The organism is Pseudomonas sp. FSL R10-0399, assembly GCF_009600165.1.
Lineage (GTDB): Bacteria > Pseudomonadota > Gammaproteobacteria > Pseudomonadales > Pseudomonadaceae > Aquipseudomonas > Aquipseudomonas helleri.
In genome coordinates, this window is the sequence record NZ_WIWK01000098.1 from 1 (window position 1) to 23,295 (window position 23,295).

Annotated in this window: 20 protein-coding genes and 1 pseudogene; 12 read left to right on the forward strand and 9 right to left on the reverse strand. The window is 58.1% G+C overall.

Features of this window, described 5'->3' with window-relative positions:
* The 3 genes and pseudogenes from dgcA to GHO41_RS22525 form a co-directional block, all read right to left on the reverse strand.
* A pseudogene (dgcA, locus tag GHO41_RS22515) lies at positions 1–1,222 on the reverse strand (dimethylglycine demethylation protein DgcA); the annotation flags it as partial.
* A gap of 15 nt (positions 1,223–1,237) precedes the next feature.
* On the reverse strand, positions 1,238–1,768 hold the full coding sequence (locus tag GHO41_RS22520) for a 4-vinyl reductase (protein ID WP_048372356.1): 531 nt from the start codon (positions 1,766–1,768) through the stop codon (positions 1,238–1,240).
* A gap of 146 nt (positions 1,769–1,914) precedes the next feature.
* Complete coding sequence (locus tag GHO41_RS22525; protein WP_153434708.1) at positions 1,915–2,892, reverse strand: dipeptidase; 978 nt, start codon at positions 2,890–2,892, stop codon at positions 1,915–1,917.
* A 229-nt stretch (positions 2,893–3,121) separates the two neighbouring features.
* On the opposite strand from GHO41_RS22525, the gene GHO41_RS22530 reads away from it, so the two are divergent.
* The 3 genes from GHO41_RS22530 (at position 3,122) to GHO41_RS22540 (ending at position 4,456) form a co-directional block, all read left to right on the forward strand.
* Positions 3,122–3,523: a lysozyme inhibitor LprI family protein gene (locus GHO41_RS22530; RefSeq protein WP_048372358.1), complete on the forward strand. Its 402-nt coding sequence runs from the start codon at positions 3,122–3,124 to the stop codon at positions 3,521–3,523.
* 14 nt (positions 3,524–3,537) lie between these two features.
* Complete coding sequence (locus GHO41_RS22535; protein WP_153434709.1) at positions 3,538–3,954, forward strand: DUF3010 family protein; 417 nt, start codon at positions 3,538–3,540, stop codon at positions 3,952–3,954.
* Positions 3,955–4,201: 247 nt separating this feature from the next.
* The gene (locus GHO41_RS22540) at positions 4,202–4,456 is read left to right on the forward strand and encodes a hypothetical protein (RefSeq protein ID WP_048372362.1); all 255 of its coding nucleotides are present in this window, start codon (positions 4,202–4,204) and stop codon (positions 4,454–4,456) included.
* A gap of 89 nt (positions 4,457–4,545) precedes the next feature.
* Here GHO41_RS22540 and GHO41_RS22545 read toward each other — a convergent pair whose 3' ends face one another.
* Together GHO41_RS22545 and GHO41_RS22550 are read right to left on the reverse strand one after the other, a co-directional pair.
* A complete protein-coding gene (locus GHO41_RS22545) occupies positions 4,546–5,649 on the reverse strand; it encodes a GlxA family transcriptional regulator (RefSeq protein WP_048372364.1) in 1,104 nt (367 codons plus the stop codon).
* Between the two features lie 380 nt (positions 5,650–6,029).
* A complete protein-coding gene (locus GHO41_RS22550) occupies positions 6,030–7,130 on the reverse strand; it encodes an RHS repeat-associated core domain-containing protein (RefSeq protein WP_053225284.1) in 1,101 nt (366 codons plus the stop codon).
* A 517-nt stretch (positions 7,131–7,647) separates the two neighbouring features.
* Between GHO41_RS22550 and GHO41_RS22555 the strand changes: the two genes are divergently transcribed.
* Positions 7,648–7,995, forward strand: a complete 348-nt coding sequence (locus tag GHO41_RS22555; protein WP_048384996.1) for a DUF6124 family protein — start codon at positions 7,648–7,650, stop codon at positions 7,993–7,995.
* A 63-nt stretch (positions 7,996–8,058) separates the two neighbouring features.
* Here the strand turns inward: GHO41_RS22555 and GHO41_RS22560 are convergent, their stop codons facing one another.
* Positions 8,059–9,150, reverse strand: coding sequence for an RHS repeat-associated core domain-containing protein (locus GHO41_RS22560; protein WP_153391268.1), 1,092 nt, complete (start codon positions 9,148–9,150; stop codon positions 8,059–8,061).
* Positions 9,151–9,308: 158 nt separating this feature from the next.
* On the reverse strand, positions 9,309–10,307 hold the full coding sequence (locus tag GHO41_RS22565; RefSeq protein WP_153434710.1) for an RHS repeat-associated core domain-containing protein: 999 nt from the start codon (positions 10,305–10,307) through the stop codon (positions 9,309–9,311).
* Positions 10,308–10,819: 512 nt separating this feature from the next.
* On the opposite strand from GHO41_RS22565, the gene GHO41_RS22570 reads away from it, so the two are divergent.
* Positions 10,820–11,167 (forward strand): DUF6124 family protein, encoded by a 348-nt coding sequence (locus tag GHO41_RS22570; protein WP_048373968.1) that lies wholly within the window; start codon positions 10,820–10,822, stop codon positions 11,165–11,167.
* 57 nt (positions 11,168–11,224) lie between these two features.
* On the opposite strand, the gene GHO41_RS22575 is transcribed toward GHO41_RS22570, so the two are convergent.
* Entirely contained in the window at positions 11,225–12,601 is a 1,377-nt protein-coding gene (locus tag GHO41_RS22575; RefSeq protein WP_048373966.1) for an L-serine ammonia-lyase, read from the reverse strand.
* 332 nt (positions 12,602–12,933) lie between these two features.
* Here GHO41_RS22575 and GHO41_RS22580 point away from each other — a divergent pair, with 332 nt between their 5' ends.
* The 3 genes from GHO41_RS22580 (at position 12,934) to choV (ending at position 15,970) form a co-directional block, all read left to right on the forward strand.
* A complete protein-coding gene (locus GHO41_RS22580; protein ID WP_153434711.1) occupies positions 12,934–13,881 on the forward strand; it encodes a choline ABC transporter substrate-binding protein in 948 nt (315 codons plus the stop codon).
* A 68-nt stretch (positions 13,882–13,949) separates the two neighbouring features.
* The gene (choW, locus tag GHO41_RS22585) at positions 13,950–14,795 is read left to right on the forward strand and encodes a choline ABC transporter permease subunit (RefSeq protein WP_048373962.1); all 846 of its coding nucleotides are present in this window, start codon (positions 13,950–13,952) and stop codon (positions 14,793–14,795) included.
* Entirely contained in the window at positions 14,792–15,970 is a 1,179-nt protein-coding gene (gene choV, locus GHO41_RS22590; protein ID WP_048373959.1) for a choline ABC transporter ATP-binding protein, read from the forward strand. The genes choW and choV overlap by 4 nt, the downstream gene beginning before the upstream one ends.
* Before the next feature lie 94 nt (positions 15,971–16,064).
* Here choV and GHO41_RS22595 read toward each other — a convergent pair whose 3' ends face one another.
* A complete protein-coding gene (locus GHO41_RS22595; RefSeq protein WP_273221995.1) occupies positions 16,065–18,002 on the reverse strand; it encodes a BCCT family transporter in 1,938 nt (645 codons plus the stop codon).
* A 460-nt stretch (positions 18,003–18,462) separates the two neighbouring features.
* Here GHO41_RS22595 and betI point away from each other — a divergent pair, with 460 nt between their 5' ends.
* The 4 genes from betI to GHO41_RS22615 form a co-directional block, all read left to right on the forward strand.
* Entirely contained in the window at positions 18,463–19,056 is a 594-nt protein-coding gene (gene betI, locus GHO41_RS22600) for a transcriptional regulator BetI (protein WP_048373954.1), read from the forward strand.
* Between the two features lie 110 nt (positions 19,057–19,166).
* On the forward strand, positions 19,167–20,639 hold the full coding sequence (gene betB / locus GHO41_RS22605; RefSeq protein ID WP_123750845.1) for a betaine-aldehyde dehydrogenase: 1,473 nt from the start codon (positions 19,167–19,169) through the stop codon (positions 20,637–20,639).
* A gap of 124 nt (positions 20,640–20,763) precedes the next feature.
* Positions 20,764–22,467: a choline dehydrogenase gene (gene betA / locus GHO41_RS22610; RefSeq protein ID WP_048373952.1), complete on the forward strand. Its 1,704-nt coding sequence runs from the start codon at positions 20,764–20,766 to the stop codon at positions 22,465–22,467.
* Between the two features lie 200 nt (positions 22,468–22,667).
* A partial coding sequence (locus tag GHO41_RS22615) for a PmbA/TldA family metallopeptidase (protein WP_371929000.1) occupies positions 22,668–23,295 on the forward strand: 628 nt, incomplete at its 3' end.

Below are 23,295 nucleotides of genomic sequence, written 5' to 3' on the forward strand. Positions count from 1 at the left end.
CGCGGGCGGCTTCCATCCCGGCCGGACCTGCGCCGACCACCACCACTTTGCGCTTGGGCCCGGTGGTTTTCTGGATGATGTGCGGTACGCCCATGTATTCACGGGAGGTGGCAGCGTTCTGAATGCACAGCACGTCCAGCCCTTGGTACTGGCGGTCGATGCAATAGTTGGCGCCCACGCATTGTTTGATCTGGTCGACCTGGCCCATTTTGATTTTGGCGATCAGGTGCGGGTCGGCAATGTGGGCACGGGTCATGCCCACCATGTCGACGTAGCCCCCCTCCAGAATCCGTGTGGCCTGGTTGGGGTCTTTGATGTTTTGCGCATGCAGCACCGGCGCCTTGACCACTTCCTTGATGCCCGCCGCCAAGTGCAAAAACGGCTCCGGCGGGAAGCTCATGTTAGGGATCACGTTGGCCAGGGTGTTGTGGGTGTCACAGCCCGAGCCGACCACGCCGATAAAGTCGAGCATGCCGGTGTCGTCGTAGTACTTGGCGATTTGTTTCATGTCCTCGTGGCTCAAGCCATCGGGGTGGAACTCGTCGCCGCACAGGCGGATGCCCACGCAGAAATCCGGACCCACTTCGGCACGCACGGCCTTGAGCACTTCCAGCCCGAAGCGCATGCGGTTTTCAAAACTGCCGCCCCATTCATCGGTGCGCTTGTTCACCCGTGGGCTCCAGAACTGATCGATCATGTGCTGGTGCACCGCCGACAGTTCCACGCCATCGAGCCCGCCTTTTTTGGCCCGACCCGCCGCGCTGGCGTAGTTGCCGATGATGCGCCAGATCTCTTCCGGCTCGATGGTTTTGCAGGTGGCACGGTGCACCGGCTCACGCACGCCGGACGGCGACATCAAGGTGGGCCAGTTAAAGCCGTCCCAGCGCGAGCGACGGCCCATGTGGGTAATCTGGATCATGATTTTGGCGCCGTGCTTGTGCATGGCGTCGGCCAGGTTTTGGAAATGCGGGATGATGCGGTCGGTGCTCAGGTTGACCGAACTCCACCACTCCTGCGGGCTGTCGATGGCCACCACGGACGAGCCGCCACAAATCGCCAGGCCGATGCCGCCCTTGGCTTTTTCTTCGTAGTACTGCACGTAGCGCGCCGTGGTCATGCCGCCGTCCGTGGCATACACCTCGGCGTGTGCGGTGCTCAGCACGCGGTTGCGAATGGTCAGTTTGCCGATTTGAATCGGCTCAAACATTGCTTCGAACGCCATATCCCGATCCTCGACTTACAGCGGCTTGACGATAAACAGACCGTGGTCGTGGCCTTCTTCAGATCCGCTGTAGACCTGTTCGGCCACGGTGCGAATCTGGCTGCCGCGCGCTTGCAGAATCTGGTCCATGGCCCCGGCAAACCAGCCGGTGAACATGTAGTCGACCTTGCGCCCGACTTTGCCGTACACGTACACGAAACAGGAGTGTTCGAGCTTGATGGTGGCGGTGCCTTTGTCCAGGTCGATGTCCTCAATCGTGAACAGACCCCAGCCGCGTTGCGACAGGCGCTTCATGTAATGCTCGAACACCGCCACGCCTTCCAGGCCATGGCATTCGGCTTCTTTTTCACACCAGTGCCAGGCCGATTTGTAGCCCGCCTTGTAGAGGATCTCGGCGTAGGCGTCAGCGCCCAGCACCTCTTCGATGCCCATGTGGTTGTTGACGAAAAAGTGCCGTGGCACGTAGAGCATCGGCAGCGCGTCAGAGGTCCAGACGCCGGTCTCGCTGTCGACTTCGATGGGTAATTGCGGGGCGATTTTAGCCATGGAATAAAACTCCAAAATTCGATGCATTAGCCTGGATCCCTGTAGTCGCTGCCGAAGGCTGCGATAAGGGCCGAAGGACCTTCAAAATCTTAGGGTCGCTGCGCAACCCATCGCAGCCTGCGGCAGCGACTACAGGATGAGATGCGTCACTCGCCCCAGACGTCTTTGAGGACGTTGACCCAGTTTTCACCCATGATCTTGCGCACCACGCGTTCGCTGTGGCCGCGCTTGAGCAGGGTTTCGGTGAGGTTGGGGAACTCGCCCACGGTGCGGATACCCAGCGGGTTGATGATCTTGCCGAAGCTGGTCAGACGCCGCGCATAGCCTTTGTCGTGGGTCAGCATTTCGAAGAAATCCTGGCCGTGGCCCTGGGTGAAGTCGGTGCCGATGCCGATGGCGTCTTCGCCCACGATGTTCATGGTGTATTCGATGGCTTCGGCGTAGTCGTCGACGGTCGACTCAATGCCCTTGGCCAAAAACGGCGCGAACATGGTCACGCCGACAAAGCCGCCGTGGTCGGCAATAAACTTGAGTTCAGCGTCGGATTTATTGCGCGGGTGTTCTTTGAGCCCGGACGGCAAACAGTGCGAGTAGCAGACCGGTTTTTTCGATTCGAGGATGACCTCTTCGCTGGTTTTGGAGCCCACGTGCGACAGGTCGCACATGATGCCCACGCGGTTCATTTCAGCGACCACTTCGCGGCCGAAACCCGACAGCCCGCCATCGCGTTCATAGCAGCCGGTGCCCACCAGGTTTTGCGTGTTGTAGCACATCTGCACCACGCCCACGCCGAGCTGTTTGAAGATCTCGATGTAGCCCAGTTGGTCTTCAAACGCATGGGCATTCTGGAAGCCGAAAATGATCCCGGTTTTGCCCATGGACTTGGCGCGGCGGATGTCGGCCGTGGTTTTGACCGGGATCACCAGGTCGCTGTTTTCGCGAATAAGGGTTTGGCTGGCAACAATGTTATTGATCGTGGCCTGAAAGCCCTCCCACACCGACACCGTGCAGTTGGCGGCCGTGAGCCCGCCTTTGCGCATGTCTTCAAACAACTCGCGGTTCCATTTGGCAATGATCAGCCCGTCGATAACGATGCTGTCTGCGTGCAACTCGGCTGGGCTCATCAGGCGTCCCCTTATAGGCGTTTGCTGCGCCGAATCGTCTGCCGGCGCTTTGGGGCCAGCATAGGCTTGGGGGTAAAAACAGCCGGGTGCAAAAGCGACAACGCGATTGCCGAAAGCGTCAATGCGCGACAAAGCGCTAGCGACCACAACGCCAGCCGATGCGCCGGTGACTGTCTTTTGCGCGGCGCTTAAGCCAGAATCCGCCTCAACTATGGATTAGGAAGCCGCAATGAAATCGATTCTCCTGGCCTTGGCGTTGATCACCAGTGGCGCAGCTGCAGCCGATGATGCCGACCACAACCCGTGTGATGCCGTCGAAAACGACCAGCAAACGCTGGCGTGCTCGGTGTTTAGCCGCAATACCGCCGAACAGTTGTTGGCTGAAAACTTTGAGGCCCTGCAAGCGCGCATCAACGCGCTGTACGGCGCCAATGCGACGCAGCTCAACAACATCACCAGCAAAATCAAAACCGCGCAGACCCTGTGGGTGCACCAGCGCGATGCCGATTGCGCGATTGTGGTGTTCCCGGCCAAAGCCGGCACCGAGGCGTTCAACATTGCCCAAAACGACTGCATTGCGGCAGTCAGCGATGACCGCTCGGAGTTTCTGGAATCGATTGGTCAGGAATGACCCATGAGGCGCGTATGACTATTTGCGGGATTGAAATCAAAGGCAGTGAAGCCATTTTTGCCCTGGCCACCCAGGGCGCTGGCGGCCTTGAGCACGTGGCCATCAGCACCAAAAAAATTGCCCTGGACGACGATGAAAACGCCGCCAGCGTCAAAGCCTTCGCCGCCCAACTGGCCGACTGTGTGAAGGCCAACGCCATCACCCGCATCGCGATCAAAAAGCGCAGCAAAAAAGGCGAGTTTGCCGGTGGCCCCACCACCTTCAAAATCGAAGGCATCCTGCAATTGCTGGAGGGTTGCGAGGTGCAGTTACTGTCGCCGCAAACCCTTAACGCGCATTTTAAAAAGCACGCGTATGAGCTGCCAGCCTCGCTTAACAAATACCAGCACGACGCCTACAAAACCGCCTGCGCAGCACTGCTCAAGGGCTGAACGCCCGGCACAAAAAAGCCCCGAAACTGCCGTTACAGTGCCGGGGCCAAGGGTGTAAGTGCCGTGACGGTGACCAAACCTCAGGCAGTGTTACTGAGCCCAGTCTGCCCGGCCCCGCGCCTTGACACTTAGCCAAAAACGACCTGTTCTTAGGCATACCAGACATCGCGCCAAACCTCGCTTGCCCGTTCGTTGAAGCCCTACCAGAATCAAGCTTCGATCGCCTCTCTGTGAAAGGATAAAAAGCATGATGCACGCAGACTTGATTGATGAGCAGGACCTGCTGGGCCAACTGCGCTCGCTGGGCTTTGACGTGTCGGGTAACGCCGAGCAAGCCTGCTCGGCGGTGGTGTGCGGCCTGAACGAGACCAACGCGCGCGAACTTAAGGGCCTGGTAGAAAAGCTCTACACCGGCAGCGCAACCATCTTGCCCGCCGTGCGCCAGGCCATCGACCAGCAATTGCTGCCGGGGCTGGTGCAATACAAGCAAAGCCGGGGGTGAGCGTAACCCCCTGTAGGAGCGAGCTTGCCTCGCGATCTTTTGAACCGTTAAAAGATCGCGAGGCAAGCTCGCTCCTACAGAGGCTTTGACTACACCCTCACACTGGCAAACGTCGACTCGTGCCGCGCCTGATGCAGCGACGCCATCGGCCCGGCCAGCGGGCTCAGCAGCAGGGACTGCGGGATCGGCACCAAGGTGGTTTGCTGCGCAGTATTGGAGCCCACGCGCTCATCACGCGGCGGGATGCCAAAGTACTCGCGGTAACACTTGGAGAAATGCGGCGTCGAGACAAACCCGCACACCGCCGCCACTTCGATAATCGACATCGGCGTTTGTTTGAGCAACTGGCGCGCACGCACCAGGCGCAGCTTGAGGTAGTAGCGCGACGGCGAGCAGTGCAAGTACTTCTGGAACAGCCGCTCCAGCTGGCGACGCGACACGGTCACGTACACCGCCAGCTCATCGAGGTCGATGGGCTCCTCAAGGTTGGCTTCCATCAGCGCAACGATTTCCTGCAACTTCGGCTGGTTGGTGCCCAGCATGTGCTTGAGCGGCACGCGCTGGTGGTCCTGTTCGTTACGAATGCGCTCGTACACAAACATTTCCGAAATGGCGGCCGACAATTCGCGGCCATGATCACGGCTGATTAAATGCAGCATCATGTCCATCGGCGCCGTGCCACCCGAGCTGGTAGAGCGGCTGCGATCCAGGGTAAACAAACGGGTGCTCATGGACACCCGCGGGAAGGCTTCCTGCATCGAGGCCAGACATTCCCAATGCACGCTGCAATCAAAACCGTCCAGCAGCCCGGCATACGCCAGCGCCCAACTGCCGGTGCACACCGCACCCAAACGGCGCGATTGGCGCGCCTGGCTTTGCAGCCATGACACGTGTTCGCGGGTCACAGTGCGTTGAATGCCGATACCGCCGCACACAATCACCATGTCCAGCGCCGGCGCCTTGTGCATGCTGGCGTCGGGGGTAATTTGCAAACCATCGCTGGCCCACACCTGGCTACCGTCAGCGCTTAAGGTGCTCCAGCGATACAACTCGCGGCCCGACAACTGATTGGCCATGCGCAGGGGCTCAATCGCAGACGCCAAAGAAATAAGTGTGAAATTGTCCAGCAGCAGAAAGCCGATGGATTGAGGCGTACGGTTCTGGGGTTGGGCCCCGGAGTTGAACGACGTCATGCGGTATCTCCTCACACAAAGCGGGTGATGGCCCCAGGCGCAGGCTCTTGTTATGACCCACCGTTTACGGGGGCTTTGCCATGACAATGCAAATGCCGCGCCTAAACTTGAATAGGTATTCAATAAAATCTGAAAACGACGTCGCAATGCGTCTAGGAGGGAGGTGCCGAACACGGCTCTAAACACCGTCTAAACAGACGTAGCGCAGGGCGCAGAGCCGTGTTGAGCAAATCGGTAGCACTTGTGGGAAACACGTAGGAACGCACCGTGTCACCAAAGGTGCAGGTGGGGATGTGCGCTGAAAGGGGGCGCGGTGCGCTTAAAAAGCGCGCTAAACAGAAAGCGCTAGACGTCGCCCACCCGACAGTAAAATCAAGTCTTCATCTTACCGAGGGAGTAAACACTCGGCTCCGATACCCTGGAAATGCACTCTCGTTACTTTCAAACTGTTCTGCACTTTTCAGAGCAGTATATTTTTTTTCTACTCTGACTCTGTCACGAATATTCAAAATTATCTCTTTGCTATGGAAAGCCTCCATTATTTGTTTAGGTCCAAATGTTGCCGCCAACTTCACTTCCATGCCTTTAACACTCTGCTGAGTAATATCCGCATAAGCCTGAGCTAAAGATCCGGCATCCCCCGCGCCCGAATAACATGACCAAATTCTGGATGTCGTATGTTCGTTATATCCCTTTTTCTTAACAAGCCGAGCCAAATAAGAAGCGGTTAGCCCTTGCCCTGCATCATTGACGATATATCCAACATTACCGTGGCCATGCAACGTCAATCTCAGCTCACCCGTGGCCCTGCGGTCATAAGCAGCAAAAATACCAGGCTCCAACTCTGAAATTCGAAAGAACTCTACAGTCTCTTTATTCACTGCTGCCCCAAAACGAGCTGCATATTTAGCCGAGGACTTTGAGCTGCGCTTAGATAGCAACCATGAGAAAAAGCCCGCACTGCTTGCTGCCCCCTTACCGCTCAAGAAAAAAACAGCATGCCCACTGTCATCACGTCTATTTATCGAATCCCCACCACAATACCCATAACAATTAATTCCACCATTCCCAAACGGGCTCCAACTGTCCGGGCTGTTAAAACGCATCAACACCGGGTTAAACGCCCGATAGCCATTGCCCAACAAATAATGCCCCGTCACCGGGTCAGCCCGTTCGCCATTAAAGCCCAGCACACTGGCCACGCCGCTTTCAGCCGGGCGATGGCCATACACGTTGTAAGCCATGGATTGGGTTTTATCGGGGTTAACCGTGTGCAATACCGAGCGTTGCAAGTCGGTGGCCAGCAGGTTGCTGCCACCCGCCCCGCCCTCGGCCAACACGTGATCGCCCACCTGAAACACACTGCGCTGCACCGCGCCCTGGATTTCGGTGGTCATGCGCGAGCTGTTGTAAAAGCGCCGAATGCCCGCCGTCTGGATCAAGCGGTCCAGTGGGTCGTAGGCATAGAGGACTGTGGGCATGTGTGTACGCTCGCCGTGTACAGGGACTTGCGCTCAGCTTGCACCGGCGCTGCACGGCTGCCTACTGGCAGATCTGCTAGGTACAGCCCTTGTAGGAGCGAGCTTGCCTCGCGATCTTTTGATCGTTAAAAGATCGCGAGGCAAGCTCGCTCCTACAGGCTCAACCACGCGTGTTGGAACCGTGAAAATCAGCCGTTTCGTACGACGTTTCGCTTTCAATCCAAGGACACTTCCGAGAAAATCCCGTTCGCTTGCGTCCACTCCATTCGGGGCATAGTCTCGGCCATCGCTGCAAAAAACAGCGGTCGGGTTTAGTCGCCCAGTCTGTGAGCAAGGCGCAAGGCGCCACCTGAGTGAGGCGCTTTTTTACGGCCGCAACTTTATGGTGGCCGTGCGCAGGGCACCTTAGGGTGCGCCGGTTTCCAAGCTCACCGGTCGACTAACCTGCGTACGGCTGCCACCCATTCGTTTAGTCGCGACAGGTGTCAGTTCCCTTAACGAGGTTGGAGCTGTAACCATGAAAAAACTGACACCCGATCCACCTGTCACATCCCCCGATGCCGTTGAGCGCACGTCACAGTTACTGGACCGTGCGGCGGCCGATCGCGCTCTTGATTACTACCTGCACAACCATAAGCCTCCACGGCACATGGATCAGGCCATGTATGCCATACCCGGCAGCGTCAATTTAGAAGCGGCTTTGGCCCAGGCGTCAGACTTGTTGCGCTGTATGGTTGCTTCGGCGAGTGAGGCGGGGAATGGTTTGAGCGGCAATCAGCGCGATGTGGTGCTATCCATAGGGCACTTGGCGGAGCTGGCCAAGACCTTTGTCGATACCTCGCTGGACCGTCTGGTCACGCACTAAGCGGCACGCGCCTGAGTGCAAGCAGGCGCGTTAAAAGCACTGCGTATTGCATTGAAATCGGGCTTATCCGGGTGTAAAAGTTACTGGCCTATAGTAATCACTGGATAACCCTTGCCTGATAAGAGCTGCTCTATCTGAAACCATTGAACTCACGCGTACATAGCGAGCCATTGGATCGGCTGCGGTACTATCAACAACATCCAACAGGTAACTTGAAGGCCTGCGCTGTACCTCCCCCTTGTAACCCGTTACGGGTACATTCAAATAATCAGAGAGTTCTTGAGCAAAAGATTTTCCCGTATAGCTGGCCACATCTGCAGAATGACACATTATTAAATTGACCTCTTTGGCCTTCTTCATAAGCCCATTTGACACTAGCGCTTTACCCAGCTCTTCTGCTGTAAACGCTTGGCCACTAGAAGCAATAACGCCTACCTGTTTACCACCGTGTTCATAAAAACCACCATGCCCCACTACCTCAAGCCTCGAGAATTTATGATCACTGGCTACTGTTCGGCCCACATAAATATTCGGCATTAACACTTTAAAATCCATCATTAACTGGCTCTCCAGGTCGATTGAGTTACGTCTGGCAATTACGGGAGCCGCCTGTACTGCGAGAAATCTTTTACTACCTGACTTAAACAACCAATTTTTCAACGCACGCCAAAAATGCCCGCTGGGATCAATCCGATTAACCGGATCGCCCCCCGCATACCCATAACTATTAATCCCGCCCCGCCCAAACGGGCTAAAACTGTCCGGGCTGTTAAAACGCATCAACACCGGGTTAAACGCCCGATAGCCATTGCCCAACAAATAATGCCCCGTCACCGGGTCAGCCCGTTCGCCATTAAAGCCCAGCACACTGGCCACGCCGCTTTCAGCCGGGCGATGGCCATACACGCTGTAAGCCATGGGTTGGGTTTTATCGGGGTTAACCGTGTGCAACACCGAGCGTTGCAGGTCGGTGGCCAGCAGGTTGCTGCCACCCGCCCCGCCCTCGGCCAACACGTGATCGCCCACCTGAAACACACTGCGCTGCACTGTGCCCTCAATTTCGGTGGTCATGCGCGAGCCGTTGTAAAAGCGCCGAATGCCCGCCGTCTGGATCAAACGATCCAGTGGGTCGTAGGCATAGATGACTGTGGGCATGGATGTGCGCTCGCCGTATAAGGTAGTTGACTCAATACCTAAGACCACCTACTGGTAAATATTTAAGCAACTTTAAATTCAACCACTCTCGCGCATTAGAACTGACCAAGACACACGTCGACACCTGTAAAAATCTGAATCCGCGCCATTCACACTGACTACAGTGAGCTTACAAATTTAACTTTTCCGGATTCCTGCCTAACAGCATTGAGTCGAGCCATTACTGTTTCTCCAAACGATGATATTCCAGAGGCAGGTGCCGAAGAAGGAAGAACTCCATCCACTTGACCAGACCTTACCGAAATGGGTAGGGCGACCGTTGATGCATCCAGACCAGGTTCCACTACTTGTTTGAGAGCCGCATAACGCGCATCCGAAACGCCTTGAATTAAATGGTTCATATGGGATGAAGTGCTCGCAAGGCTCACCATATCCGAGGAAGGAAGATACGATGTAACTTTGAATATAAGCTCTGGAGGGAGATGATTTAAAAAAGGCGTCGTCGTGTCCACGCGCTGAGCGTAGCCGGGGGCTTTAAGCGATTTTTTTATCACCTTTTCTGAAGTGTCGAGCACAGGAGAGCTGATCGCCTGCACACGCCCTCTAGCGCTTATAACCCCCCCTAATATACTGTCATCAAACGATTTTAATGCTGTGACAAAAGCTTTAATAACATGCCCTGTTTTATCTCCATTATTTATTGGATCGCCTAACACATACGCATAACTATTAAACCCGCCTTTCCCAAACGGGCTCCAACTGTCCGGGCTGTTAAAACGCATCAACACCGGGTTAAACGCCCGATAGCCATTGCCCAACAAATAATGCCCCGTCACCGGGTCAGCCCGTTCGCCATTAAAGCCCAGCACACTGGCCAGGCCGCTTTCAGCCGGGCGATGGCCATACACGCTGTAAGCAATGGGTTGGGTTTTATCGGGGTTAACCGTGTGCAACACCGAGCGTTGCAGGTCGGTGGCCAGCAGGTTGCTGCCACCCGCCCCGCCCTCGGCCAACACGTGATCGCCCACCTGAAACACACTGCGCTGCGCTGTGCCCTGGATTTCGGTGGTCATGCGCGAGCGGTTGTAAAAGCGCCGAATACCCGCCGTCTGGATCAAGCGGTCCAGTGGGTCGTAGGCATAGAGGACTGTGGGCATGTGTGTACGCTCGCCGTGTACAAGTACGAGCCCTCAGCTTGCACCGGCGCAGCGCGGCTGCCTACTGGCAGATCTGCTAGGTACAGCCCTTGTAGGAGCGAGCTTGCCTCGCGATCTTTTGATCGTTAAAAGATCGCGAGGCAAGCTCGCTCCTACAGGCTCAACCACGCGTGTTGGAACCGTGAAAATCAGCCGTTTCGTACGACGTTTCGCTTTCAATCCAAGGACACTTCCGAGAAAATCCCGTTCGCTTGCGCCCACTCCATTCGGGGCATAGTCTCGGCCATCGCTGCAAAAAACAGCGGTCGGGTTTAGTAGCCCAGTTTAGTTCGGCGCAAGGCGCCACCTCCGCGAGGCGCTTTTTTACGGCCTGCGTTTTATGGTGGTCGTGCGCAGGGCGCCTTCGGGCGCGCCGGGTCCCGAACTTACCGGTCTACTAACCTGCGTGCGGCTGCCACCTTCGTTTAGTAGCGACAGGTACAGCTCCTTTAATTAAGTTCGGAGTTGTAACCATGAAAAAACTGACACCCGATCCACCTGTCACATCCCCCGATGCCGTTGAGCGCACGTCACAGTTACTGGACCGTGCGGCGGCCGATCGCGCTCTTGATTACTACCTGCACAGCCATAAGCCTCCACGGCACATGGATCAGGCCATGTATGCCATACCCGGCAGCGTCAATTTAGAAGCGGCTTTGGTCCAGGCGTCAGACTTGTTGCGCTGCATGGTTGCTTCGGCGAGTGAGGCGGGGAATGGTTTGAGCGGCAATCAGCGCGATGTGGTGCTGTCCATCGGGCACTTGGCGGAGCTGGCCAAGACCTTTGTCGATACATCGCTGGACCGTCTGGTCACGCACTAAACGGCACGCGCCTGAGTGCAAGCAGGCGCGTCAATTTGAAAATATCGCAAGGCACACTCAACACTCCACGGCACTCACGGCCAGGCCGCCGCGTGAGGTTTCTTTGTATTTGTCGTGCATGTCGGCGCCGGTGTCGCGCATGGTGCGGATCACCCGGTCCAGTGAAATAAAGTGCTGACCGTCCCCGCGCAGGGCCATTTGCGCGGCGTTGATGGCTTTGACCGCCGCAATGGCGTTGCGCTCGATGCACGGCACTTGCACCAGCCCGCCCACCGGGTCGCAGGTGAGGCCCAAGTTGTGTTCCAAACCAATTTCAGCGGCGTTGCACAGTTGCTCGGGGCTGGCCCCGAGGATTTGCGCCAGCCCGGCCGCGGCCATGGCGCAGGCCGAACCGACCTCGCCCTGACAGCCCACTTCGGCGCCCGAAATCGAGGCGTTCTTTTTGCACAAAATGCCAATCGCCGCCGCGCTTAATAAGTAGTCGACGACGTTGGCTTCGCTAACCTCGTCGCTGAACTTCATAAAGTAGTGCAGCACCGCCGGGATGATGCCCGCCGCGCCGTTGGTGGGCGCCGTGACCATGCGCCCGCCTGCGGCGTTTTCTTCGTTGACCGCCAGGGCGAACAAGTTGACCCATTCCATGGCGCTCAAGGTTGAGCCGATCACGTTGGGCTTGCCCAGTTCCTGCAAGCTGCGGTGCAAGCGGGCGGCGCGGCGACGTACGTTCAAACCGCCGGGCAGGATGCCTTCGTGTTTCAAGCCATGCTCGACGCAGTCCTGCATGGCGCGCCAAAGCTTGATCAGGCCGCAGCGAATTTCATCTTCGCTGCGCCAGGTGCGTTCGTTGGCCATCATCAAGGCGGCCACGCTCAGGTGATGTTCGCGGCACAAATCAAGCAGCTCCACGGCGCTGCCAAAGTCATAGGGCAACTCGGTGCGGTCCATGTCCATCACGCCGCTGGCCGCTTGCGCCGCATCCACCACAAAGCCGCCGCCCACCGAGTAATAGGTGTCGCGGTGCAGTTCGCCGTTTGCGGTTTCGGCGATCAGGGTCATGGCGTTGGGGTGAAACGGCAGGTTTTCGTCGAGCAGGCGCATGTCGCTGGCCCACACAAACGGAATGGGTAGATAACCATCGAGCAGCAAGGTCTGGCTGTCGTGCAGCTCAGCGATGCGCGGGGCGATCTGCGCCGGGTCAATGGCGTCTGGCCACTCGCCCATCAGGCCCATGATCACGGCGTTGTCGCTACCATGCCCGATGCCGGTGGCCGACAGAGAACCGTAGAGCTGCACCTCAATGCGTCGCACCTGTTGCAGTTGGTCGCGTTCGCGCAACCCCTGCACAAACAGCGCAGCAGCCCGCATGGGCCCCACGGTGTGGGAGCTGGAGGGGCCAATGCCGATCTTGAACAGGTCAAACACGCTGATAGCCATGGGGACGAGCCTCGTAATGAGTGCTCGCATCATGGTCGGTTTTCAGCCCCTGAAAACGTCCAGCAACGACTCGCTATTGTCTGCCAGCGCCGTCGCCGTTTTATGCGGATCAGACGCGGGAAAAGTGCGGTTTTTGAGGAGGAAACGTCCAAATGCGACCTCGCAGGTATCAGATACGACCCTGCCTGTACTGGATGCGACGCGGGCGGTAGGCGTTTGATTTTGGCTGTTACATGATCAGTCTCGACTCGATTGCCAGATGCCAACCGGCATCACCCGAGGGGGCGGCTTTTCGATCGAAAACTGCCACCCAGACACACAGGAGTCGTTGCATGAAACATTCCTACCCTTTGCTGTTGGCTGCCGTACTGAGTCTGCCCGCCATCGCCCAGGCCGCCGAGCCTGCGCAGTGCAGCACGGTTAATTTTTCGGACGTGGGCTGGACCGACATCACGGTCACCACGGCGGTCACCAGCGCAGTACTGGATGCACTGGGCTACAAAACCAAAACCACCATGATTTCGGTGCCGGTGACGTACAAGTCCCTGGCCGATGGCAAAAACATGGACGTCTTTTTGGGTAACTGGATGCCCACCATGGAAAACGACATCAAGGCCTACCGCGATGCGGGCACCGTTGAAACGGTGCGCGCCAATCTGGAAAACGCCAAGTACACCCTCGCCGTACCGCAGGCGCTGTATGACAAGGGCCTTAAAGACTTCGCTGACCTGCCTAAATTCAAGAAAGAACTGGACGGCAAGATCTACGGGATCGAACCGTGCAACGACGGCAATCGCACGATTCAAAGCATGATCGACAAGAACGCATTTGGCCTCAAGGACGCAGGCTTCAAGGTGGTTGAGTCGAGCGAAGCCGGGATGTTGTCGCAAGTCGAACGCGCTCAGCGGCGCGGCACCGACGTGGTGTTTTTGGGCTGGGAACCGCACCCCATGAACACCCGCTTCAAGATGAAGTACCTCACCGGTGGCGATGATTTTTTTGGCCCCAACTACGGCCAGGCCACCATCTACACCAACACCCGCAAAGGCTACACACAGGAATGCAGCAACGTTGGCCAGTTGCTGAAAAACCTGGTGTTCACCCTCGACATGGAAAGCACGCTGATGGGCAAGGTGCTGGACGACAAGATCAAGCCGGATGTGGCTGCCAAAGCCTGGCTTAAACAGAACCCGCAGGTGCTCGACACCTGGCTCGCGGGCGTGACCACGGTTGATGGCAAGCCGGGGCTTGAGGCGGTCAAGGCCAGCCTCGCGAAGTAATCGCGGACGCCAGGCGGCTTGCCGCGCTGGCTCCGTTTTCACTCCACTTGCATGCGGACGTTCATACCATGCTGATAGATCACAAAATCCCGTTGGGCGAGTACATCGCCGACTTCGTCGACTGGCTGACCAAACATGGCGCCAATATCTTCGATGCCATTGCGACCACACTCGAAGCCATGATCCATGGCGTGACGTTTGCGCTGACCTGGTTCAACCCGCTGGCGTTTATCGGGTTGATCGCGTTGTTTGCCCACCTGATTCAACGCAAGTGGGGGCTTACGGTCTTTGTTGCGTTGTCGTTTTTGCTGATCCTCAACCTGGGGTATTGGCAAGAGACCATGGAAACCCTCGCGCAGGTGGTGTTTGCCACCTTTGTCTGCGTGATCATCGGCGTGCCGCTGGGCATCGTCGCCGCGCATAAACCGGCGGTGTATACGTGCATGCGACCGGTGCTGGACTTGATGCAAACCGTGCCGACGTTTGTGTACCTCATCCCTACCCTGACCCTGTTTGGTCTGGGGGTGGTGCCGGGGCTGATTTCGACCGTGGTGTTTGCGATTGCCGCACCAATCCGCCTCACCTACCTGGGTATTCGTGACGTGCCCCATGAACTGCTGGATGCCGGCAAAGCGTTTGGCTGCTCGCGCCGCCAGTTGCTCACCCGTATCGAACTGCCCCACGCCATGCCGAGCATCGCGGCCGGGGTGACCCAGTGCATCATGCTGTCGCTGTCGATGGTGGTGATCGCCGCGCTGGTGGGCGCTGATGGCCTGGGTAAACCGGTGGTCAACGCCCTGAACACGGCTGACATCGCGCTGGGCTTTGAAGCCGGGCTGGCGATTGTGTTGCTGGCGATCATGCTCGACCGGATCTGCAAACAGCCGGACGCCAAAAAAGGAGCTGACGCATGAGTATTATTCGCTTCGACAAGGTTGACGTGATCTTCGCCAAAAAACCGCGTGAGGCGCTGAGGCTGCTGGATGAGGGCCTTTCGCGGGATCAGATCCTGAAAAAAACCGGGCAGATTGTCGGCGTTGAAAAGGCCAGCCTGGACATCGACAAAGGCGAGATCTGCGTGCTCATGGGCTTGTCCGGCTCGGGCAAATCCAGCTTGCTGCGCTGTATCAACGGCCTCAACACGGTGAGCCGTGGCCAGTTGTTTGTGGAGCACGAAGGCAAGCAAATCGACATCGCCTCGTGTACCCCCGCCGAGCTGAAAATGATGCGCACCAAGCGCATTGCTATGGTCTTTCAAAAGTTCGCCCTGATGCCCTGGCTGACGGTGCGCGAGAACATCAGCTTTGGCCTGGAAATGCAGGGCCGCCCTGAAAAAGAACGCAAGGCGCTGGTGGATGAAAAGCTGGAGCTGGTGGGCCTGAGCCAATGGCGCAATAAAAAGCCCGACGAATTGAGCGGCGGCATGCAGCAGCGTGTTGGCCTGGCGCGGGCGCTGGCGATGGACGCCGATATTCTGCTGATGGACGAACCGTTCTCGGCACTTGACCCGCTGATTCGTCAGGGCCTGCAAGACGAGTTGCTGGAACTGCAACGCAAGCTCAGCAAGACCATCGTGTTTGTGAGCCACGATCTGGATGAGGCGCTCAAACTGGGCAGCCGCATCGCGATCATGAAAGACGGCAAGATCATCCAGTACAGCAAGCCGGAAGAAATCGTGCTCAACCCGGCCGATGATTACGTGCGCACGTTTGTCGCGCACACCAACCCGCTGAACGTGTTGTGCGGGCGCAGCCTGATGCGCACGCTGGACAACTGCAAACGCATCAACGGCTCGGTGTGCATTGATCCGGGGGATGATTCGTGGATCGACCTGCACGAAGGCAACACCATCAAAGGCGTGCGCAATGGCGCGGGCGTGGTGGATTTACAGCAATGGAAAAGCGGGCAATCGGTCGACAGCCTGGGCCGCAGGCCGACGCTGGTGGACTCTAATATCGGCATGCGCGATGCGCTGCAAATTCGCTACCAGACCGGTAACAAACTGGTGCTGCACGACAATCAGAAAGTGGTGGGGATACTGGGTGATACCGAGTTGTACCACGCCTTGCTGGGTAAGAATCTGGGTTAATTATTAACCCCTTGTAGGAGCGAGCTTGCCTCGCGATCTTTTGATCTTTTAAAAGATCGCGAGACAAGCTCGCTCCTACAGGAGTGATGGGCTCTTAGCTGTAAACGCGCCCAAGGAGCTGGCGATGGCTTTCAAACTGGTCGAGCACGTCGCGGCAGATTTGCTCGTCAGTGAAGCCCATCAAGTCGTACTCCTGGTTGCCGTTGTGCAGGTACACTTCGGCCCGGTAGTAACGGCTGCGCACTTCGTCTTGCCCGGAGTCGCTCGGCGCGGCCAGGTAGCCGTCCAGGCTCACTTCGTAGACAAACGGGTTGCCTTCTTCCATGTCTACCCGCACGCCCATGCAGCGTTTGGCGGCGCCCAACAGGGTTTGCACTTGCAGACCTTGAGCACGCAATTGCGCCGCCGCTTCTTCCAGTGCCGGGGTCACGTGCCTGTCCATAAAGCGCTGCACCACCGCTTGGGTCGGTTGCAGGTCCTGGGTGGTCAAACGCTCGCTGAAACCACGACGACCACGGGCCGCCAGTTCCGCTTGCTCTTGTTCCACCAGGGTGTCCTGGCGCATGGCTTTGTGCAGGCCAAACATAAACAGCACCAGCACCACCGAGAACGGCAGGCCCGCCAGCACCACCATGGTTTGCATGGCCGCAAAGTTACCGGCAAACAACAAGCCAATGGTCACCAGGGTGATCACCACCGACCAGAAAATGCGCAGCCAGTGCGGCGCGTCTTCGTCTACGTCGCCGCCTTTGCACGACAGGTTGGCCATCATCACCGCGCCCGAATCCGCCGGGGTCAGGAACAACACGAAGCCAACAAAAATCGACACACCAATCACGATTTTCGACGCGGGGTAATGCTCAAGCAGTTGGTAAATCGCCATCGACGGTTGTTCAAGGGCTGTTTTGCCCAGCTCCACCGCGCCCTGGTTCACCACCAGGTCCAGTGCCGAGTTACCGAAAATCGACAGCCACGCCAAGGTGAAGCCCAGCGGAATCAACAGCACGCCGGCTACCAGTTCACGCACCGTGCGACCACGGGAAATACGCGCGATGAACATGCCCACAAATGGCGCCCAGGAAATCCACCACGCCCAGTAGAACAGGGTCCACAGGCCCAGCCAGCCTTCGGTTTTCTTGCTGTCGCCTTCGTACACGTACAGGTCGAAGGTTTTCATGATGATGCCGTTGAGGTAATCACCCACGTTCTGCACGAAACCGTTGAGCAGGTGCAAGGTAGGGCCAAACAGCAGCACGAAAATCAGCAGGCCGCTGAACAGGATGATGTTCAGGTTGGACAGCCGACGAATGCCGTTTTCAACACCCGAGACCGCCGCGATGGTGGCCACGGTGCTCATCACGATGATCACGATCAGCAGGTTGGTGTTGCTGTGCGCCATGCCGAACAGGTTTTCCAGCCCCGACGACACTTGCATCGAGCCAATGCCCAGGTTGGTCACCAGACCGAGCAGGGTCACGAACATGCCGAAGCCGTCGACCGCGTGGCCCGCCGCGCCTTTAACCCAACGCTCGCCCATCAGCGGGTACAGCGCCGAACGCAGCGCCAGCGGCTGGTTGTGGCGATAAGCAAAGTACGCCACGGCCAACCCCACCAGTGCGTAAATCGCCCAGCCGTGCAGGCCCCAATGCAGGAAGGTCAGTTGCAGCGCCTGACGCGCCGCTTCATGGCTGGCCGACACGCCTTCTGGCGGGTTGAAGAAGTGGTCCAGCGGCTCGGACGCGCCGAAGTACAGCAAGGAAATGCCGATACCCGACGAGAACAGCATCCCGGCCCACGCGCCGTAACTGAAGTCGGGCTTGTCTTGCTTGGTGCCCAGTTTCAGTTTGCCGTAGGACGAGAACGCCAGGCCCACGACAAAAATCAGATAGGCGGCAATCACCACCATGTAGTACCAGCCGAAGCTGCGCGACAGCCACTCTTGGGCAACGCCCAGAATGTGCCCGGCTTCTTCAGGGAAGGCGATCAAGATGGCAGTCAACAACAGTATCAAGGCGGTGGAGGTGTAAAACACCCAACCATTGACCGTCACCTTTTGTGGCGGGGTCTTTATAAGAGAGGCAGAACTCATTGCACGGGTGCTCCAGGCAAGTGCGACACAAGGACTAAAGGCAACGCACCACTCGACCAATCGGTTACATAGCGACCAACGGTCGAGTGATATAAAGACACCGCTAAAAAAACCGGACCCTGCCTGTCCCTGAGCAGGGCCTGCTTCTGTAGGAGCGAGCTTGCTCGCGATCTTTTGATCCGTTGAAAAGATCGCGAGGCAAGCTCGCTCCTACAAACGCAGGGGATCCGGCGGTATTTACCGTGTCGTTTTCGGCACTTGTTGTAGGAAAAGCACCACAGCACGCGACGAATTGTCGCAGATCTTATTCTTTGTTGATTGAACGTTCAATCAAAACAAAATAGACTGGCCGTCGTTCAGTGATTGTCATGCGCTGCGCGCCGGCCCCAAGGAGATGCACACAATGCCCAAGGTCGGTATGCAACCCATACGCCGCCAGCAGTTGATCGAAGCCACGTTGACGGCGGTCGATCAGGTCGGGATGGCAGATGCCAGCATTGCGCTAATCGCCCGTTTGGCGGGCGTTTCAAACGGCATCATCAGTCACTACTTCAAGGACAAGAACGGTCTGATCGCCGCCACCATGCGGTATCTGATGAACGTTTTGATCGATAACGTCGCCGAGCGCCGCCAAGCACTCGACGATGACAGCCCAAGGGCGCACTTGAAGGTGATCGTTGAAGGCAACTTTGACGCGAGCCAGGTCAGTGGCCCGGCGATGAAAACCTGGTTGGCCTTTTGGGCAGCCAGCATGCACCAACCGTCGTTGCACAGATTGCAGCGGATCAACGATCACCGCTTGTACTCCAATCTGTGCTGCCAATTTCGTCGCGTGTTGCCGCAGGCTCAAGCCCGCAACGCCGCACGGGGCCTGGCAGCGCTCATCGATGGTCTATGGTTGCGGGGTGCTCTGTCGGGTGACGCTTTCGACACCGAACAGGCACAACGCATCTGCTACGAATACATGGATCTACAACTGGCGAAACAGGTGAGTTAGGCCTCAATTAACGCTTAACCCCTGAACTGTCGTGAATCTGCGGTGCCACAGTTAGATGGCACCCGATTGACGATTAACGCCCACCACTTGTCTGCACTTGCGAGGATTTTATGGCCCGTTTCGAATTGCAAAAACTCTACATCGACGGCGGCTACACCGACGCCGGTAGCGACGCTACTTTCGATGCCATCAACCCGGCTAACGGCGAAGTCCTCGCACAAGTGCAACGTGCGACCAAGGAAGACGTCGAGCGCGCTGTTGTCAGCGCTGAAAAAGGCCAGAAAATCTGGGCCGCCATGACCTCCATGGAGCGTTCGCGCATTCTGCGTCGCGCCGTTGAGATCCTGCGCGAGCGCAACGATGAACTGGCGGCTCTGGAAACCCTGGACACCGGCAAGTCGTACTCCGAAACCCGTTACGTTGACATCGTCACCGGCGCCGACGTGCTGGAATACTACGCAGGCCTGGCGCCCGCCATCGAAGGCGAGCAGATCCCGCTGCGCACCACCTCTTTCGTTTACACCCGCCGCGAGCCGCTGGGCGTTGTGGCCGGTATTGGCGCCTGGAACTACCCGATCCAGATCGCCCTGTGGAAATCCGCACCCGCCCTGGCGGCCGGTAACGCGATGATCTTCAAGCCAAGCGAAGTCACCTCGCTGACCACCCTGAAGCTGGCTGAGATCTTCACCGAAGCGGGCCTGCCAGACGGCGTGTTCAACGTTCTGACCGGCAGCGGCCGTGAAGTCGGCACCTGGCTGACCGAGCACCCGCGCATCGAGAAAATCTCGTTCACCGGCGGCACCGACACCGGCAAAAAAGTCACCTCCAGCGCCACCAGCTCTTCCTTGAAGGAAGTGACCATGGAACTGGGTGGCAAGTCGCCACTGATCATTTTTGACGACGCTGACCTGGACCGCGCGGCTGACACCGCGATGATGGCCAACTTCTACAGCTCGGGCCAGGTGTGCACCAACGGCACCCGCGTGTTCGTGCCAACCGCACTCAAAGCCGCTTTCGAAGCCAAGATTCTGGAGCGCGTTGCGCGCATCCGCATCGGCAACCCGGAAGACGAAAACACCAACTTCGGCCCGCTGGTCAGCTTTGCTCACATGGAAAGCGTGCTGGGCTACATTGCCAAGGGTAAAGAAGAAGGTGCCCGCTTGCTGTGCGGCGGCGAACGTCTGACCGAAGGCGCACTGGGCAAAGGCGCCTTCGTGGCCCCGACCGTGTTCACTGACTGCACCGACGAGATGACCATCGTCAAAGAAGAAATCTTTGGCCCGGTGATGAGCATCCTGACGTACGACACCGAAGAAGAAGTGATCCGCCGCGCCAACGACACCGAGTTCGGCCTGGCCGCCGGTATCGTCACCAAAGACCTGAACCGCGCGCACCGCGTGATTCATCAGCTGGAAGCGGGCATTTGCTGGATCAACGCGTGGGGCGAGTCCGACGCAAAAATGCCGGTGGGCGGTTACAAGCAATCGGGCATTGGCCGTGAAAACGGCATCAGCTCGCTGGCTCAGTACACCCAGATCAAATCGGTACAGGTAGAGCTGGGCGACTACGTTTCGGTGTTCTAAGCCCTGTGGGAGCGGGCTTGCCCGCGATGGAATCGCTGCGGTCTGCCTGACAGACCGCGTCGCATGAATCGCGAGCAAGCCCGCTCCCACGGTTTGTGCCACAACTTCAAAGAGGGTGCATTTTATGTCCCAAGAATTCGACTACATCATCATTGGTGCCGGCTCTGCCGGTAACACCCTGGCGACCCGTCTGACTGAAGACCAAGGCGTCACCGTGCTGCTGCTTGAAGCAGGCGGCCCGGACTACCGTTTCGACTTCCGTACCCAAATGCCTGCCGCGCTGGCGTTCCCGCTGCAAGGCCGTCGCTACAACTGGGCATTTGAAACCGACCCGGAACCACACATGGACGGCCGCCGCATGGAATGTGGCCGTGGCAAGGGCCTGGGCGGTTCGTCGCTGATCAACGGCATGTGCTACATCCGTGGTAACGCGATGGACTACGACGGCTGGGCAAAAAACCCTGGCCTGGAAGACTGGTCGTACCTGGACTGCCTGCCGTATTTCCGCAAGGCAGAAACCCGCGACATCGGCCCCAACGATTACCACGGTGGCGATGGCCCGGTCAGCGTGACCACGCCTAAAGCCGGTAACAACGTGCTGTTCCACGCCATGGTTGAAGCAGGCGTGCAAGCCGGTTACCCGCGCACCGAAGACTTGAACGGCTACCAGCAAGAAGGCTTCGGCCCGATGGACCGTACCGTGACGCCAAACGGCCGTCGCGCCAGCACCGCTCGCGGTTACCTGGACATCGCCAAGCAGCGCCCGACGCTGACCATCGTCACCCACGCCCTGACCGACAAGATTATCTTTGAAGGCAAGCGTGCGGTCGGCGTGCATTACATGACCGGCGACAACCACGTGCGCATTGAAGCCAAGGCGCGCAAAGAAGTCCTGCTGTGCAGCGGCGCCATCGGTTCGCCGACTGTGCTGCAACGCTCGGGTGTAGGCCCGGCCGAACTGCTCAACAGCCTCGACATCCCGGTGGTGCATGACCTGCCGGGCGTTGGCCAGAACCTGCAAGACCACCTTGAGCTGTACCTGCAATATGCGTGCACTCAGCCGGTGTCGCTGTACCCGTCGCTGCTGTGGTGGAACCAGCCGGCCATTGGCGCCGAGTGGCTGTTCGCAGGCAAAGGCATTGGCGCCAGCAACCAGTTCGAAGCCGGTGGTTTTATCCGCACCCGCGAGCATTTTGACTGGCCGAACATTCAGTACCACTTCTTGCCGGTAGCGATTAACTACAACGGCAGCAACGGTGTGAAAGAACACGGCTTCCAGGCACACATGGGCTCCATGCGTTCGCCGAGCCGTGGCCGGGTCAACGTGAAGTCCCGCGACCCGCGTGAATACCCGAGCATCCTGTTCAACTACATGTCCACCGAGCAAGACTGGCAAGAGTTCCGCGACGGCATCCGCCTGACCCGTGAAATCATGCAGCAGCCGGCACTGGACGCTTACCGTGGCCGCGAAATCAGCCCGGGCATCGACAAGCAGACCGACGAAGAGCTGGACACGTTTATCCGTGAACACGCCGAAACGGCCTTCCACCCGTCCTGCTCGTGCAAAATGGGCACCGACGAGATGGCCGTGGTTGACGGCGAAGGTCGCGTGCATGGCCTGCAAGGCCTGCGTGTGGTCGATGCTTCGATCATGCCGTTGATCACCACCGGTAACCTGAACGCGCCGACGATCATGATCGCCGAGAAAATCGCCGACAAGATCCGTGGCCGCCAGCCATTGCCGCGCAGCACCGCCGACTACTACGTCGCAGGCGATGCCCCGGTGCGTGGCAAGCCCCTGCGTGAAGTGAGCCGTACCGCGCAGTAACACCGCAATAACTGTAGGAGCGAGCTTGCCTCGCGATCTTTTGATCGTTTAAAAGATCGCGAGACAAGCTCGCTCCTACAGATCCATGACGTTTCATTCTCCCCCGCTTGCCCCCACCTCTACGCAGGCCTACTCTAGGGCCTCGTTTCGCGTCTCACTCCCCGCTGTACACCCGATTTCCCGCTTTCGGAGGTCCGTGCATGTTCGATTTTCACCCTCAGCTCAAGCAGCGCTTCGCCGCCCTGCGTACCCGAGCCGAGTTCTTTTCGCTGCGTTATGTACGTGAATCCGGGCAATACCTGTCGGTACGCAAAAACGTCGCAGAACCGCCTTATTTCAACCACGATCAAGGGGCGATGCTGACCGTCCGGCTCAAGGGCGTGGAAGCCTACGCGGCCACCAACGATTTATCCCAGGTAGGGCTGCAAGCCGCGCTGGAACGTGCCGAAGCCCAGGCCCGGCTGATCGCCGACCACGCACTGCTCGACCTGAGCCACGAGCCGGTGTCCAACGCCAAGTCTGATTACTGCTCGCCCGATCTCGATCAGGCGTTCCCGTCCCTGAGCGACTGCTATGCACTGCTGGGCGCCGAGTCGGCCGCCGTGCCCAAGGACGAGCGACTGGTGAGTTGGGTCGCCTCACTGGGGCTGACCCATGTCGAGCAGATCTACCTCAACAGCGCAGGCGCCGAGCTGCGCCAGGCGCAACGCTTTGTCTTCCCCGGCATGAGCGTGACCGCTTACGACGGCCAAGACAGCCAAAGCCGCACCCTGGGCCGCGATAACTTTGGCCAGCAAGGCGGCGCCGATGTGATCCGCCGCTGCGGGC

Excerpts from the sequence above, each read along its gene's own strand:
- betI (WP_048373954.1), top strand. The coding sequence starts at position 18,463 with ATGCCCAAGGTCGGTATGCAACCCATACGCCGCCAGCAGTTGATCGAA.
- GHO41_RS22545 (WP_048372364.1), bottom strand. The coding sequence starts at position 5,649 with ATGACGTCGTTCAACTCCGGGGCCCAACCCCAGAACCGTACGCCTCAA.
- GHO41_RS22555 (WP_048384996.1), top strand. The coding sequence starts at position 7,648 with ATGAAAAAACTGACACCCGATCCACCTGTCACATCCCCCGATGCCGTT.
- GHO41_RS22570 (WP_048373968.1), top strand. The coding sequence starts at position 10,820 with ATGAAAAAACTGACACCCGATCCACCTGTCACATCCCCCGATGCCGTT.
- GHO41_RS22580 (WP_153434711.1), top strand. The coding sequence starts at position 12,934 with ATGAAACATTCCTACCCTTTGCTGTTGGCTGCCGTACTGAGTCTGCCC.
- betB (WP_123750845.1), top strand. The coding sequence starts at position 19,167 with ATGGCCCGTTTCGAATTGCAAAAACTCTACATCGACGGCGGCTACACC.
- GHO41_RS22525 (WP_153434708.1), bottom strand. The coding sequence starts at position 2,892 with ATGAGCCCAGCCGAGTTGCACGCAGACAGCATCGTTATCGACGGGCTG.
- GHO41_RS22560 (WP_153391268.1), bottom strand. The coding sequence starts at position 9,150 with ATGCCCACAGTCATCTATGCCTACGACCCACTGGATCGTTTGATCCAG.
- choW (WP_048373962.1), top strand. The coding sequence starts at position 13,950 with ATGCTGATAGATCACAAAATCCCGTTGGGCGAGTACATCGCCGACTTC.
- GHO41_RS22550 (WP_053225284.1), bottom strand. The coding sequence starts at position 7,130 with ATGCCCACAGTCCTCTATGCCTACGACCCACTGGACCGCTTGATCCAG.
- choV (WP_048373959.1), top strand. The coding sequence starts at position 14,792 with ATGAGTATTATTCGCTTCGACAAGGTTGACGTGATCTTCGCCAAAAAA.
- betA (WP_048373952.1), top strand. The coding sequence starts at position 20,764 with ATGTCCCAAGAATTCGACTACATCATCATTGGTGCCGGCTCTGCCGGT.
- GHO41_RS22535 (WP_153434709.1), top strand. The coding sequence starts at position 3,538 with ATGACTATTTGCGGGATTGAAATCAAAGGCAGTGAAGCCATTTTTGCC.
- GHO41_RS22530 (WP_048372358.1), top strand. The coding sequence starts at position 3,122 with ATGAAATCGATTCTCCTGGCCTTGGCGTTGATCACCAGTGGCGCAGCT.
- GHO41_RS22520 (WP_048372356.1), bottom strand. The coding sequence starts at position 1,768 with ATGGCTAAAATCGCCCCGCAATTACCCATCGAAGTCGACAGCGAGACC.
- GHO41_RS22540 (WP_048372362.1), top strand. The coding sequence starts at position 4,202 with ATGATGCACGCAGACTTGATTGATGAGCAGGACCTGCTGGGCCAACTG.
- GHO41_RS22575 (WP_048373966.1), bottom strand. The coding sequence starts at position 12,601 with ATGGCTATCAGCGTGTTTGACCTGTTCAAGATCGGCATTGGCCCCTCC.
- GHO41_RS22565 (WP_153434710.1), bottom strand. The coding sequence starts at position 10,307 with ATGCCCACAGTCCTCTATGCCTACGACCCACTGGACCGCTTGATCCAG.